The sequence below is a fragment of the Pseudazoarcus sp. NS34 genome (assembly GCF_059703725.1).
In genome coordinates, this window is the sequence record NZ_BAAKIZ010000002.1 from 320,775 (window position 1) to 334,470 (window position 13,696).

A 13,696-nucleotide genomic window follows, 5' to 3' on the forward strand; every position below is an offset into this window, starting at 1 on the left:
CCGAACTACAGAGAAGCCATGCCTTTCAGCATTCAGCAAACCGAATTCAAGGGACAGCCGGTCATCACCGTTCTGTCGGGAGACGGCGCACGTGCCGTGGTTTCGCCCTTCGGCGGCCAGGTGCTGTCGTGGGCGCCAGCCAACGGTCTGGACCAGCTCTATCTGTCGGAAGAGGCCGTGTATGACGGCAAGACGCCGATCCGCGGCGGCGTGCCGGTGTGTTTTCCGCAATTCTCCAAGCTCGGCAAGCTGCCGCAGCACGGCTTTGCGCGCGACTCGGTGTGGACGCTGGCCGAGCAGCGCGGCGGGGACGACTTCGCCATCATCACGCTCAAGCTCACCGACGACGAACGCACGCGTGCCATGTGGCCGGGCATGTTCGAAGCCGAGCTGACGGTGGCCATCGGCGGCGAGCGCATCGACATCGAGTTCGAGGTCGAGAACACCGGCCACTCGCCGTTTGCCTTCACCGCCGCGCTGCACACCTATCTGGCCGTGCGCGAGGTCGAGAACGTCCGCCTCGAAGGCCTCAACGGCTATGAGTACCGCGACGCCACCGATGAGAACCGCATCAAGCGCGACAGCGGCGACGTGATCGTTGTCGAGGACGAGGTGAACCGCGTCTATCACGACGTCGAGCGCACGCTGCTGCTGCGCGACGGCAACCGCTCGATTGGCATCAACACCGAAGGCTTTCCGGACATCGTGGTGTGGAACCCGTGGGAGCACCGCTGCAAGGAGTTCGCCGACCTGCCGTCCAACGCCTTCCGCCACTTCCTGTGCGTGGAATCAGCCGCCGCGCGCAACAAGATCATGCTCGACGCCGGCGACTCGTGGTTCGGCCGTCAGACCCTCGTCAAACTCTGATCCACGCCGCCATGCTGCCTTCCATCGAACACCGCATCGCCGCCGAACTGGGCGTCGAGCCGCGCCAGGTCATCGCCACCGTCAAGCTCATCGACGATGGCGCGACCGTGCCATTCATCGCCCGCTACCGCAAGGAAGTCACCGGCGGGCTCGACGACACGCAACTGCGTCAGCTCGAAGAGCGCCTGGGCTACCTGCGCGAGCTCGAAGACCGCCGCGCCACGGTGCTGAACTCCATAGCCGAACAGGGCAAGCTCGACGCCGCCCTGCGCGCGCAGATCGAAGCGGCCGAAACCAAGCAGCGCCTCGAAGATCTGTACCTGCCCTACAAGCCCAAGCGCCGCACCAAGGCGCAAATTGCGCGCGAAGCGGGCATTGAGCCACTTGCCGAACTGCTGCTGACCGACCCGAGCCGCGCGCCGGAAGACGAAGCCGCCGCCTACCTGAACCCGGAAGCGGGTTTCGAGGACGTGAAAAGCGTGCTCGACGGCGCGCGCCAGATCCTCGTCGAACGCTTCGGCGAAGACGCCACGCTGCTCAGTGAGCTGCGCGACTATCTGAACGCCCACGCCGACGTCGTGGCGCGTGTGATCGAAGGCAAGGAAAGCGAAGGCGCCAAGTTCCGCGACTGGTTCGACCACCGCGAGCCGCTGGCAAAGATGCCGTCCCACCGCGCGTTGGCGCTGCTGCGCGGCCGCAACGAAGGCGTGCTGCGCGTGGCGCTTGAGGTGCCGCAGGAAGAAGGCATGCCGCACCCGTGCGAATCGCGCATTGCCGCGCGTTTCAAGGTACGCAACCAAAGCCGCCCGGCTGACCGCTGGCTTGCCGAGACCGTGCGCTGGGCTTGGAGCGTGAAGATCTCGCTGCATCTGGAACTGGAACTGGTCGGCGCCTTGCGTGAGCGCAGTGAGGAAGAAGCCATCCGCGTCTTTGCGCGCAACCTCAAGGACTTGCTGCTCGCCGCCCCCGCCGGCAGCCGCCCGACCATGGGCCTGGACCCCGGCATCCGCACCGGCGTGAAAGTGGCCGTGGTCGACGCCACCGGCAAGCTGGTCGCCACCGAAACCGTCTATCCCTTCGAGCCGCGCCGCCACCGTGAGCCGGCGATTGCCGCCCTGCTCGAAATGATCCGCGTGTATGGCGTGGAACTCATCGCCATCGGCAACGGCACGGCCTCGCGTGAAACCGACCAGCTTGTCGCCGAGCTGATGCAGCGTCACCCCGAGCTGCCCGTCACCCGCATCATGGTGTCGGAGGCCGGCGCTTCGGTGTATTCGGCTTCGGAACTCGCTGCGCGCGAATTCCCGGGGCTGGACGTTTCGCTGCGTGGCGCGGTGTCGATCGCCCGCCGCCTGCAGGATCCGCTCGCCGAACTGGTCAAGATCGACCCCAAATCCATCGGCGTCGGCCAGTACCAGCACGACGTGAACCAGAGCCGCTTGGCGAAGATGCTCGACGCCGTGGTGGAAGACTGCGTAAACGCCGTTGGCGTTGATCTGAACACCGCCTCCGCGCCGCTGCTGGCGCGTATCTCGGGCCTCAACCCGGCGCTGGCCGAAAATCTGGTGGCACACCGTGACGCCAACGGCCCCTTCCGCTCGCGCAAGAGTCTGCTCGACGTGGCGCGCCTTGGCCGCAAGACCTTCGAACAAGCCGCCGGCTTCCTGCGCATCCGCGACGGCGCCGACCCGCTCGACGCCTCTGCCGTGCACCCGGAAGCCTATCCGCTGGTCGAGCGCATTCTCGCCCGCGTGCAGGCCAGCGTGCGCGAGGTCATGGGCAATACGCAGCGTCTGCGCGAGCTCAAACCTGCCGAATTCACCGACGAGCGCTTCGGCGAACCGACCGTGCGCGACATCCTGGTCGAGCTTGAAAAGCCCGGCCGCGATCCGCGCCCGGAATTCCGTACCGCCAAATTCCGCGACGGCATTGAGAAGGTGTCGGATCTCGAACCCGGCATGCTGCTCGAAGGCGTGGTCACCAACGTCACCAACTTCGGCGCCTTTGTGGATATCGGCGTGCATCAGGACGGCCTCGTGCACGTCTCGATGCTGTCCGACCGCTTCGTGCGCGACCCGCACAGCGTGGTCAAGGCCGGCGATGTGGTGAAGGTCAAGGTGGTCGAGGTCGACCTGCCACGCAAGCGCATCGCGCTGACCATGAAGCTGGCCGAAGCGCCGGCTGTCGCCAAAGTCGCAGCAAAACCGGCCGACAGACCGCGCGAGGCAGCACCCAAGAAACCGCAACCCCAGCCGCAGCGCCCGCAAGCTCAGCGCAAGCAGGAACGCAAGCCCGAGGGCGCGATGGCCGACGCACTGGCGCGCGCACTGCGCGGTGACAAGTAAAATCGGCATCCATATCAGGGGAACACCATGAGCGTTCGCATCTACGGCATCAAGAACTGCGACACGATGAAGAAGGCCTTCACCTGGCTCGACGAAGCCGGTATCGCCTATGAATTCCATGACTACAAGAAGGTCGGCATCGACGCCGCCACGCTGGCGCGCTGGTGCGCGCAGACCGAGGGCTGGCAGGCGCTGGTGAATACGCGCGGCACGACCTGGCGCAAGCTCAGCCCCAAGCAGCAGTCGATCGCCGACGAAGCCGGCGCGATTGCGCTGATGATGGCCAACACCAGCGTGATCCGCCGCCCGGTGCTGGAGACGCCCGACGGCGAATTGCTGATCGGCTTCGACCCGATGCGCTTCGACGTCGCGCTGGCGCAACGCGGAGACTGAACGTGAACAAGCCCGCCTCGCAGGTTCAACGCTTCCTGCTCGAGAAACTCGATATCCGCGGCGCAGTGGTGCGCCTCGACGACGTCTGGCAGGCGCTGCAGGCCGACCGTGGCTACGCACCGGAAGTCGCGACCCTGCTCGGACAGATGTGCGTGGTGTCGGTCATCGTCGGCAGCAACCTCAAGCAGCCCGGCCGCATCACCTTCCAGATTCACGGCGAGGGGCCGCTGCGACTGCTCGTCGTCGATTGCCCGGAAACCCTGAATCTGCGCGCGATGGCCAAGGTCGACGGGCCGATCACCGGAGACGGCTTGCAGGCCCTCGTCGGCGACGGCCGCATGCAGCTCTCGCTCGACATGGAAAGCATGCGCGAGCCCTACCGCAGCCTGGTGCCGCTGGAAGGCGCGAGCATCGCCGAAGTGTTCGAGCACTATCTGACGCAGTCGGAGCAACAGCCTGCCGGGCTGTGGCTGGCCTGCGACGGCAACACGGCGGCCGGCCTGTTCCTGCAGAAGCTGCCCGGCGCCGACGAACGCGATGCGGACGGCTGGAACCGAGTGCACCACCTGGCCTCGACCGTGAAACCGGAAGAACTGCTCGGCCTCGACGCCGAACAGCTGCTTGGCCGTCTGTTCGCCGAAGAGGATGTAAGGGTGTATGAGCCGCGCCCGGTGATTCACCATTGGCCGCGCGACGCCGCCCGCGTCGACGACATGCTGCGCAGCCTGGGCCGGGACGAACTGCAGTCCATCCTCGAGGAGCACGGTGAAGTCGTCGTGCATGACGACATGGGCAACCACACCTACCGCTATGATGCAGACGACATTGAAGCACTGCTCGCCGACGACGACGGCCAGGCACCGACTCTGCACTGAACCGCGCAGCTCGGGCACCCTTGCCCGAATCTGCCCCCGTCATTAGACTCGCAAGCTTTTACGGCCACCGCTTCCCATGTCGAAAACCCCGCCATCCCGCCGCTCCATCGAATTCCGCAATGCATCGATCGGGGCGACCGTGGCCGTGCTGCGTGAAACGCGCCCCGACATGCTCGCCGACGATCTGCACAAGATGCTCGGCGGACGTCCGGATTTCTTCGCGGGCGAGGCCGCCATTCTCGACTTTTCCGACCTTGGTGACGCGCCCGAGCGCATCGATTGGGCCGGTCTGCTGAGTCTGTTCCGCCGCTTCCAGCTGCAGCCGATCGGCGTCTGCAAATTGCCCGAGCAATACCTTGCTGCAGCCCGCCAGGCGGGGCTCGCGCAACTCAACGCGGCCATCAGCACGCAAGCCGGCGCCGCAGCGCGCCCGGCCCCTGCCGAACCGCCGCCGCGCCCCAAGCCCGCGCCGGCGCCGGCGCCCGAACCCGCGCGCGCCAGCGCTGCCGGCAACGCTGCAACCATGTTCGTAGACCGCCCGGTGCGCTCGGGTCAGCAGGTGTATGCGCGCGGCGGCGACCTGGTGCTGCTGGCCGGCATGAGCAACGGCGCCGAAGTCATCGCCGACGGCAGCATCCACTGTTACGGTCCCTTACGCGGACGAGCGCTGGCCGGCGCCCAGGGCAACGACCGTGCGCGTATCATGGCCACCAATTTCGGCCCGGAAATCGTCTCGATCGCAGGGGTGTACCGCACCTTCGATCAGGGCCTTCCGGCTGCGATCGCCGGCAAGCCGGCGCTCGTGCGCATGACCGCCGGGGACAAGGGAAACACTTTGAACATCGAACCGCTGCAACTCGACTGATGCAGCCAGACATCTGGAAGGAATCAACGTGACTCGAGTCGTCGTCGTAACCTCCGGCAAGGGTGGTGTGGGTAAGACCACCACCAGTGCCGCTTTCGCCTCCGGCCTCGCGCTGCGCGGCTTCAAGACCGCCGTCATCGACTTTGACGTCGGCCTGCGCAACCTCGACCTGATCATGGGCTGCGAGCGTCGCGTGGTGTATGACCTGGTCAACGTCATCAATGGCGAGGCCAAGCTCAATCAAGGCCTGATCAAGGACAAGAACTGCGAGAACCTGTTCATCCTGCCGGCCTCGCAGACGCGCGACAAAGACGCGCTGACCGAGGAAGGCGTGGAGAAGGTGCTCAAGGAGCTCGAGCACATGGGCTTCGACTACGTGGTGTGCGATTCGCCCGCCGGCATCGAACGCGGCGCCGTGCTGGCGCTGACCTTCGCCGATGAGGCCATCGTCACGACCAACCCGGAAGTCTCGTCGGTGCGCGACTCGGACCGCATTCTCGGCATTCTGCAATCCAAGTCGCGCCGCGCCGCTGAAGGCCGCGAGCCGGTCAAGGAGCACCTGCTGGTCACGCGCTATTCATCCAAGCGCGTGGAAGACGGTGAAATGCTGTCGTACAAGGACGTGCAGGAGCTGCTGCGCGTGCCGCTGATCGGCGTGATTCCGGAATCGGAATCGGTGCTGCATGCCTCCAACCAGGGCACGCCGGCCATCCACCTCAAGGGCACGGATGTGTCCGAGGCCTACACCGACGTGGTGGCGCGTTTCCTTGGTGAAGAGCGCCCGTTGCGCTTCGTCGATTACGTCCGGCCTGGCCTCATGCAGCGCCTGTTCGGAGGCAAGTAACATGTCTTTCCTTGCCAAACTCTTCGGCGAAAAGAAGAAGACGGCCTCGATCGCCAAGAACCGTCTGTCGGTGCTGATTGCGCATGAACGCAACGGGGCCTCCGCCTCGGCCGACTTTTTGCCGGCGCTGCAGCGCGAGTTGCTCGAAGTGATTTCGAAGTACGTTTCAGTGGATCTGGACGACATCAAGGTACACCTCGAAAAGCAGGACAACTGCGATGTACTCGAAGTGAACATTGTCTTGCCGGAACAGAAAGTCTCCTGAGCACTGAGGCCGAGGCCAGCGGCGCCCTCGCCTGACTGACCTCGACCTTGCCCGGGGCGCGCAAAGCGCCCCGGCGCAGCCTCAGTTCGTGACCAACACGGACGCCGGCATGCCGACCCGCACATTGCCCCACACGCGACCACCGACGTCGATCGGCATGATCACGTCGCACAACACCTCACCCGTATCGCGCTGATAGGTCTGCAGCAGCAGTGGCCGCGTATTGGTCGCAGCGCGCGTTTCGGCCGGGTTGGTGAACTTGCGACAGGTCCGGTTGCCGACCAGATCGATCTTGGGGTCGCCTGTCAGCGGCTGCGAAAACTTCAGGTTGTGGGCCGACAGATAGCCGTCGGTGTTCACCGCCACAGCAAAGGCGCAGCCCGGAATCGAGGCCAGGCAGGTCTCCAGCAACTGCTGACAGCGGCGCGTGAATTCGTCGCCCCACACGACCTTGTACTTCTGCGGCTCGGTATTCGGCACCGGCTGATAGCTGCGGTCGAAGACGTTGATGCCGGCCTGCTGCATCTGATCAAGCTCGTGTCGGACATGGTCACGGAAATCGCGCGCACGCTCGACCGCGTGCTCGAAGGCGCCGCGCCCGATACGGAAACGTGAGACCAGTTCCTGCACCTCTTCGGTGGCCTTGGACAGGCGCCGTGTGCCCTCTTCCGAGGCCGCCATGTTGCTCACCACCTTGCCGGACAGCTCGTGAATGCCGGTGACGTTGCGGTGCACTTCATCATTGGTCACCGACAGCGATTCCATCGCTGCGGCGATCTGCTGCAACTGGCTGCCGGTGGCCTCGAAGTCACCCACCATCTGCTCGAACTGCCCGGCCGAACGTTCGACTACGTCGCGCGTCTGCGCCACCGACTCGGAAATGACGGCGTTCTCGGCGCGTGTCGTGCCGACCAGCTCGATCACACCGTTGATGTTGCCCTCGATTTCGCCGGTGGCTTGATTGACGCGCTCGGCAAGCTTGCGCACCTCGTCGGCCACGACCGCGAAGCCGCGACCAGCCTCACCCGCCCGCGCCGCCTCAATGGCGGCATTGAGTGCCAGCAGGTTGGTCTGCTCGGCAACCTCGCGGATCAGCGAAGCGATCTTGCGCACGCTCTCGGAGCGCGCTGACAGATCATCGACGGTGCGGTTGAAGTGCTGCACCTTGTCGCTGACGGCCGCAATCTTGCCGGCGATGTCGCGCATCTCGTCGAGTGAGTTGCGCGCACTGCCCAGGTTTGCGTTCGTCGACAACGAGATCTGCTGTGCGCCCTCGGTCACGCTGTTGATGGCCTCGGTGGAGCGCGTGCTGACCTTGAATACCGTGTCGGTCATCTGGCCCTGGGCCTGCGCATCGCCCGCCGACTGGTCCACGCGCGTCTTGACCTGCACGCCCTCGGCCGCAATCGTCACGCTCATGCCGCGCACTTCGCTGATCAGCGCCCGCATCTTTTCGGCAAAGCGGTTATAGGCCAGCGCCAGCTCACGGAATTCGTCATGCGTGCGCAGCGGCAGATCCTGCGAGAAGTCGCCTTCTCCACGCGCAATCTCGTCGAAGATCAGCGTGATCTCGCGCACCGGCCGCACGATCAGATGACGCAGATAGAGAACCTGTCCCAGCGTGATCGCCAGAGCGACCAACGTCACCACCGCAAACGCCACAAGCCCGGCCTGCAGGGCCGACATCACACTGGCGGCTACGTCGGGCGAGACCTCGCCGGCGGCCAGCTGGGCGCCGACGACGCTCTTGATCTGCCAGTAGATGGCGACGTAGACCAGATCGATGACGAACAGCAGAAATATGCTCGAGAGCTTTCTGGACAGCGTGTACCAGAAGGTCTGCTCGATCGACTCATACAGGCGCGCTAAACGCTCCATCGGTTCTCCCCCTCCCCGACTGTGTGGCTCTGTGCAGGCCACCTCGCTGCATAACGGATCGATCACACAAATCCTGAAGCCCGCTTTATGCCGACCTGCCGCAAACGCAAAGCCGGACGGATCGGGCGGCATGTCGCGCGGCATTTGCCCGGCACGTGCGGCCATGCCACAATCTGCGGCCTCGCGACAGCCGCTGCGGCGTCGTTCCGGCAGCATTGTGCTGCGAACGGCTTGCAGGTGGCTGACATCGCGCACAAATTCGGGGCATGTTGCCCCGCACACGAATCGAGCACCCGAATACATGACTGACGAGACCAACGCCCCCGCCCCGCAACAGGACGAAAACCACATCATCGCCGAGCGCCGCGAGAAACTCGCTGCGTGGCGCCAGTCCGGTCGCGCCTTCCCGAACGACTTCTCGCGCGAGAATCTTGCCGCGAAACTCGACGAGGCCTACGGCGACAAGGATGTGGCAGCGCTCGAAGCCACGCCGGTCGAAGTGCGCGTGGCCGGTCGCGTGATGCTCAAGCGCGTCATGGGCAAGGCCAGTTTCATCACCATTCAGGACGTTTCCGGGCGCATCCAGTGCTACGTCGCGCGTGACGCCGTCGGCGAGGAGCTTTACGACGAGTTCCGCCACTGGGATATCGGCGACATCGTCGGCGCGGTGGGCACGCTGTTCAAGACGCGTACCGGCGAGCTGACCGTGAAGTGCTCCGAAATCCGCCTGCTCACCAAGAGCATCCGTCCGCTGCCGGACAAGTTTCACGGCCTCACAGACGTCGAGCAGAAATATCGCCAGCGCTACGTCGATCTGATCATGAACGAGCAGACGCGCTTCACCTTCGTGGCGCGCAGCCGCATGGTGCAGTCGATCCGCAACTACATGACGAGTCACAACTTCCTCGAAGTCGAAACGCCGATGATGCACCCCATCCCCGGCGGCGCCGCGGCCAAGCCCTTCGTCACCCACCACAACGCGCTGGACATGGAAATGTTCCTGCGCATCGCGCCCGAGCTGTATCTGAAGCGTCTGGTGGTGGGCGGTTTCGAGCGCGTTTTCGAGATCAACCGCAACTTCCGCAACGAAGGCCTCTCGCCGCGTCATAACCCTGAATTCACGATGATGGAGTTCTACGAGGCGTACGCGAACTACCGCACGCTGATGGACTTCACCGAAGGCCTGATCCGCCACTCGGCGCGCGAAGCGCTGGGCACCGAGACCTTCGTCTATCAGGGCAAGGAACTCGATCTGTCGCGCCCCTTCGCGCGCCTGACCATCGTCGAGGCCATCCACAAGTACAACCCCGGCTTCACCGACGCCCAGCTCAATGACGCCGCCTGGCTGCGCGCCAAGCTCGCCGACTTCAAGGTCGAGCCGCATGCCCACGCCGGCCTTGGATCGCTGCAGCTCTCTCTGTTCGAGGAATGCGCCGAAGCCCAGCTGTGGGAGCCGACCTTCATCATCGACTACCCGGCCGAAGTCTCGCCGCTGGCGCGCCGCAACGACGCCAACCCCGAGATCACCGAGCGCTTCGAGCTGTTCATCGTCGGCCGCGAGATCGCCAACGGCTTCTCCGAGCTCAACGACGCCGAGGACCAGGCCGCGCGTTTCCTCGAGCAGGTCAAAGCCAAGGAGGCCGGTGACGAAGAGGCCATGTACTACGACGCCGACTTCGTGCGCGCGCTGGAATACGGCCTGCCTCCGACTGCCGGCTGCGGCATCGGCATCGACCGCCTCGTGATGCTGCTGACCGACGCCGCCTCGATCCGCGATGTCATCCTGTTCCCGCAGATGCGGCCGCAGGCCGACTGAGCAAAACGGCCGCCTCCGGGCGGCCGTTTGATTTCACCCTTACGACATGCCCCGCCTCACCCCCGCCCGCCTGAGCTTTCGCGACGACGGCACGCCGTGGTCCGAGACCTATCAGGACATCTACCACTCCAACTGCGGCGGGCTGGAGCAGGCGCGCAAGGTATTTGTGGCCGGCAGCAATCTGCCGGAGCGCTGGAAGAACCGCGAAACCTTCACCATTGTCGAAACCGGCTTCGGCCTCGGCCTGAACTTCCTCGCCACGTGGGCGGCTTGGCGCGACGACCCGGCGCGCTGTCAGCGCCTGCACTTCGTCTCGGCCGAACTGCACCCCTTTTCGCGCGACGACCTCGCCAGCGCGCACGCCCTCCACCGCGACTTTGAAGCCCTGTCGGCCGAACTACTTACGCAGTGGCCGCCACTGACACCCGGCTTCCACCGCCTGCATCTTGACGAGGGGCGCGTGATCCTGACGCTGCTGTTCGGCGACGCCTGTCAGCTGCTGCCGCAGCTTCACACGCAAGCCGATGCCTTCTATCTCGACGGCTTCTCGGCGGCTCACAACCCGGAGATGTGGTCGGACGAACTGTTTGGCCACCTTGCTCATCTCGCGGCGCCTGACGCCACGCTGGCAACCTGGTCCGCACGCGGCGTCCTGCGGCGCTCGCTGGTCGCGGCCGGCTTCGACTGCGTACTACGCCGCGGCTTTGCAGCCAAGGGCCAGATGCTGGCCGGCCGCTTCAGGCACGGCACAGCCAAGCCGGCGCCCCAGCGCGAGGCCATCGTGATCGGCGCCGGACTGGCCGGCACCGCCATTGCAAACCGTCTGCTCGAACGCGGCTGGCGCATCACACTGATCGACGCCGCCGACGGCCCCGCCCAAGGCGCCTCCGGCAATCACGCCGGCGTACTGCGCGCCCTGCCCAGCCGCGACGACAACCGCATGAGCCGCATCACACGTGCCGGAGCGCTGTATGGGCTGCGTCACCTGCAACGGCTGTCGGCGCTGGCTTTGCCGGTTCGCTGGGCACGCTGTGGCGTGCTGCATCTGGCGCGCGACGAGAAGCAGCAGACAAAGCAGCGCGAGGTCGTTGCCGCGCTCGAAGAGCCACAGGAAGTCCTGCGTTTCGTCGACCGTGACGAGGCCTCGATGATCGCCGGCTGGCCTCTGGCCATCGGCGGATGGTGGTTTGCGCAAGGCGCCTGGGTGAATCCGCCCAGCCTGTGCGCCGCCAACCTAGACGCCTGGCCGGAGCACCTTGCCACCCACTTTGCCTGCGAAGTTGCTGCACTGGAAGACACCGGCAGCGAATGGATCGCGCGCGACGCAAACGGCCGCGAGGTCGCCCGCGCGCCGGTCGCGATTCTCGCCAACGGCGCAACGATCACGCGCATCGCGCAGGCATCGGCACTTCCCGTGGCGGCCGCCCGCGGTCAGGTCAGCCTGCTCGATGCAGCCCCCGGCTCGGCGCCCGACGTGATGGTTTGCCGTGGCGGCTACGTCAGCCCGGCCATAGACGGCCTGCGCGCAGTCGGCGCGACGTTCTCAGTGGATGACGACGACACGGAGGTGCGCGAGGCTGACCACGCCGAAAATCGCGACAAGCTCGAGGCAATGCTGCCCGGCTTTACGGCCGAAGTGATTGGCGGCCGCGTCGGTTTCCGACCCGCCTCACCCGACCGACTGCCCATCGTAGGCGCCGTGCCGGACGCCTCGCAGCCGCATGGCGGCACACTCGCCAGCGTGCCGCGTCACCGTGCGCTATACGCGGTGTCCGGGTTTGGCGCACGCGGCCTCGTGTGGTCCGCGCTGGTCGCGGAAATGCTCGCAAGCCAGTTGGACGGCGAGCCGCTGCCGCTGGAACGCGAGTTGGTCGAAGCCATGGACCCGGCGCGTTACGTCCTGCGCCCGGCCGGTCGGCGCCCCGCGGACGCCGACTGAAGCCTCACATGTAGCGGCGCATGCGCGCGAGCGTGCGCTCGCGGCCGAGCACCACCAGCACGGCATCAATGGCCGGCGTCTGCGGCACGCCGAGGGTCGCCACGCGCAGCGGAATCGCCACCTGCGGCATTTTCAGGCCGTGCTCGGCCATGGTGTCCTTGATCGCGGCCGACAGCGCCTCGGCAGTCCATTCGGCCGTCTCGAAGCGTTTAGCGAGACTTGCCAGCGCCGTGCGCGCGGCGTCCGTCAGGTGCTTCTCCAGCACATCGGCGTCCGGATGGATTTCAACGCAGTACAGCTCGGCCGCGTCGGTCAGTTCGTTGAGCGTGGTGGCACGCTCGCGGTAAAGCGCAACGACCGCCTCGAGCTTCGGCCCGGTTTCCGGATTCACTTCGCGTCGAGCCAGACGTGCGGCAACTTCGCCCGCGAGATAAACCGGGTCGGCCTGCTTGATGTAATGCGCGTTGAGCCAATTCAGTTTCTCGGTGTTGAACTGCGCAGCCGACGGCGTGATGTGATCCAGATCGAACCACTCGACGAACTGCCCGCGCGAGAAGATCTCCTCGTCGCCATGGCTCCAGCCCAGGCGTGCGAGGTAGTTGATGACGGCCTCGGGCAGATAGCCGTCTTCGTCGTACTGCATGACGCTGACCGCGCCGTGGCGCTTTGAGAGCTTGGTGCCGTCGTCACCGAGAATCATCGACAGGTGCGCATACTGCGGCACCTCGGCACCCAGCGCCTTGAGGATGTTGATCTGACGCGGCGTGTTGTTGACGTGGTCGTCGCCACGGATGACTTGCGTAATGCGCATGTCCAGATCGTCGACGACCACACAGAAGTTGTAGGTCGGCGTGCCATCGCCGCGCGCGATGATGAGGTCGTCGAGCTCCTCGTTGGCAAACTCGATGCGCCCCTTCACGAGGTCATCCCACGCCACGACGCCGTCACGCGGATTGCGGAAGCGTACGACCGGCTTCACGCCTTCCGGCGGCGTCGGCAGGGTCTTGCCCTCTTCGGGACGCCAGCTGCCGTCATAGCGCGGCTTCTCGCCGCGCGCGCGTTGCGCCTCGCGCATCGCGTCGAGCTCTGCGGGCGTGGTGTAGCAGTAATAGGCCGTACCGGCCTCGAGCATCTGCGCAATGACCTCCTTGTAGCGATCAAAGCGTTTGGTCTGATAGAACGGCCCTTCGTCGGCGTCCAGCCCGAGCCACTGCATGCCGTCGAGAATGGCCTGCACCGCTTCCGGCGTGGAGCGCTCCAGATCCGTGTCCTCGATGCGCAGAATGAACTGCCCGCCGTGGCGTCGCGCATAGGCCCAGCAGAACAGCGCGGTGCGCGCGCCACCAATGTGCAGGAAACCAGTGGGGCTCGGGGCGAAACGGGTGCGGACGGACATCGGACTGACTCCAGGCTTGCGCGTATGGCTTTCCGGAAAACAAAAAACCCCGGGCCAGTGCGCGGGGTTTCCTGTTGGTGGGCGGTACTGGGATCGAACCAGTGACCCCTGCCGTGTGAAGGAAAGGGAGACGGTTAATCGCAGTTAACTCACAAACTTAAACCCTTGATTTTACAGAAACAATATAAATGGTCGTTTCCGCATGTTCATGGT

11 protein-coding genes and 1 tRNA gene are annotated in these 13,696 nt (G+C 65.3%); 9 read left to right on the plus strand and 3 right to left on the minus strand.

Annotated elements, in window-relative coordinates:
- Nucleotides 1-18 precede the first annotated feature (18 nt).
- The 7 genes from AC6H0N_RS07865 to minE all read left to right on the plus strand — a co-directional run bounded on the left by AC6H0N_RS07865 (nucleotide 19) and on the right by minE (nucleotide 6,454).
- The gene (locus AC6H0N_RS07865) at nucleotides 19-867 is read left to right on the plus strand and encodes a D-hexose-6-phosphate mutarotase (RefSeq protein WP_497573544.1); all 849 of its coding nucleotides are present in this window, start codon (nucleotides 19-21) and stop codon (nucleotides 865-867) included.
- 11 nt (nucleotides 868-878) lie between these two features.
- The gene (locus tag AC6H0N_RS07870; RefSeq protein WP_497573545.1) at nucleotides 879-3,212 is read left to right on the plus strand and encodes a Tex family protein; all 2,334 of its coding nucleotides are present in this window, start codon (nucleotides 879-881) and stop codon (nucleotides 3,210-3,212) included.
- A 27-nt stretch (nucleotides 3,213-3,239) separates the two neighbouring features.
- Nucleotides 3,240-3,605 carry an ArsC family reductase gene (locus AC6H0N_RS07875; protein WP_497573546.1) on the plus strand — a complete coding sequence of 122 codons (366 nt, stop codon included), beginning with the start codon at nucleotides 3,240-3,242 and terminating at the stop codon, nucleotides 3,603-3,605.
- Entirely contained in the window at nucleotides 3,602-4,480 is an 879-nt protein-coding gene (gene hslO / locus AC6H0N_RS07880; protein WP_497573980.1) for an Hsp33 family molecular chaperone HslO, read from the plus strand. Before AC6H0N_RS07875 ends, hslO begins: the two co-directional genes overlap by 4 nt.
- A 76-nt stretch (nucleotides 4,481-4,556) precedes the next feature.
- The gene (gene minC / locus AC6H0N_RS07885) at nucleotides 4,557-5,345 is read left to right on the plus strand and encodes a septum site-determining protein MinC (RefSeq protein ID WP_497573547.1); all 789 of its coding nucleotides are present in this window, start codon (nucleotides 4,557-4,559) and stop codon (nucleotides 5,343-5,345) included.
- Nucleotides 5,346-5,373: 28 nt separating this feature from the next.
- The gene (gene minD / locus AC6H0N_RS07890; RefSeq protein WP_497573548.1) at nucleotides 5,374-6,189 is read left to right on the plus strand and encodes a septum site-determining protein MinD; all 816 of its coding nucleotides are present in this window, start codon (nucleotides 5,374-5,376) and stop codon (nucleotides 6,187-6,189) included.
- A gap of 1 nt (nucleotide 6,190) precedes the next feature.
- Nucleotides 6,191-6,454 carry a cell division topological specificity factor MinE gene (gene minE, locus AC6H0N_RS07895; protein WP_497573549.1) on the plus strand — a complete coding sequence of 88 codons (264 nt, stop codon included), beginning with the start codon at nucleotides 6,191-6,193 and terminating at the stop codon, nucleotides 6,452-6,454.
- Nucleotides 6,455-6,535: 81 nt separating this feature from the next.
- Here minE and AC6H0N_RS07900 read toward each other — a convergent pair whose 3' ends face one another.
- The gene (locus AC6H0N_RS07900) at nucleotides 6,536-8,332 is read right to left on the minus strand and encodes a methyl-accepting chemotaxis protein (protein WP_497573550.1); all 1,797 of its coding nucleotides are present in this window, start codon (nucleotides 8,330-8,332) and stop codon (nucleotides 6,536-6,538) included.
- Between the two features lie 301 nt (nucleotides 8,333-8,633).
- Here AC6H0N_RS07900 and lysS point away from each other — a divergent pair, with 301 nt between their 5' ends.
- The gene (lysS, locus tag AC6H0N_RS07905) at nucleotides 8,634-10,148 is read left to right on the plus strand and encodes a lysine--tRNA ligase (protein WP_497573551.1); all 1,515 of its coding nucleotides are present in this window, start codon (nucleotides 8,634-8,636) and stop codon (nucleotides 10,146-10,148) included.
- A 46-nt stretch (nucleotides 10,149-10,194) separates the two neighbouring features.
- Nucleotides 10,195-12,087, plus strand: a complete 1,893-nt coding sequence (gene mnmC, locus AC6H0N_RS07910) for a bifunctional tRNA (5-methylaminomethyl-2-thiouridine)(34)-methyltransferase MnmC2/FAD-dependent 5-carboxymethylaminomethyl-2-thiouridine(34) oxidoreductase MnmC1 (RefSeq protein ID WP_497573552.1) — start codon at nucleotides 10,195-10,197, stop codon at nucleotides 12,085-12,087.
- 4 nt (nucleotides 12,088-12,091) lie between these two features.
- Here mnmC and gltX read toward each other — a convergent pair whose 3' ends face one another.
- Together gltX and AC6H0N_RS07920 are read right to left on the minus strand one after the other, a co-directional pair.
- On the minus strand, nucleotides 12,092-13,483 hold the full coding sequence (gene gltX / locus AC6H0N_RS07915) for a glutamate--tRNA ligase (RefSeq protein ID WP_497573553.1): 1,392 nt from the start codon (nucleotides 13,481-13,483) through the stop codon (nucleotides 12,092-12,094).
- 75 nt (nucleotides 13,484-13,558) lie between these two features.
- Nucleotides 13,559-13,648: transfer RNA gene (locus AC6H0N_RS07920), tRNA-Ser, on the minus strand.
- Nucleotides 13,649-13,696 lie beyond the last annotated feature (48 nt).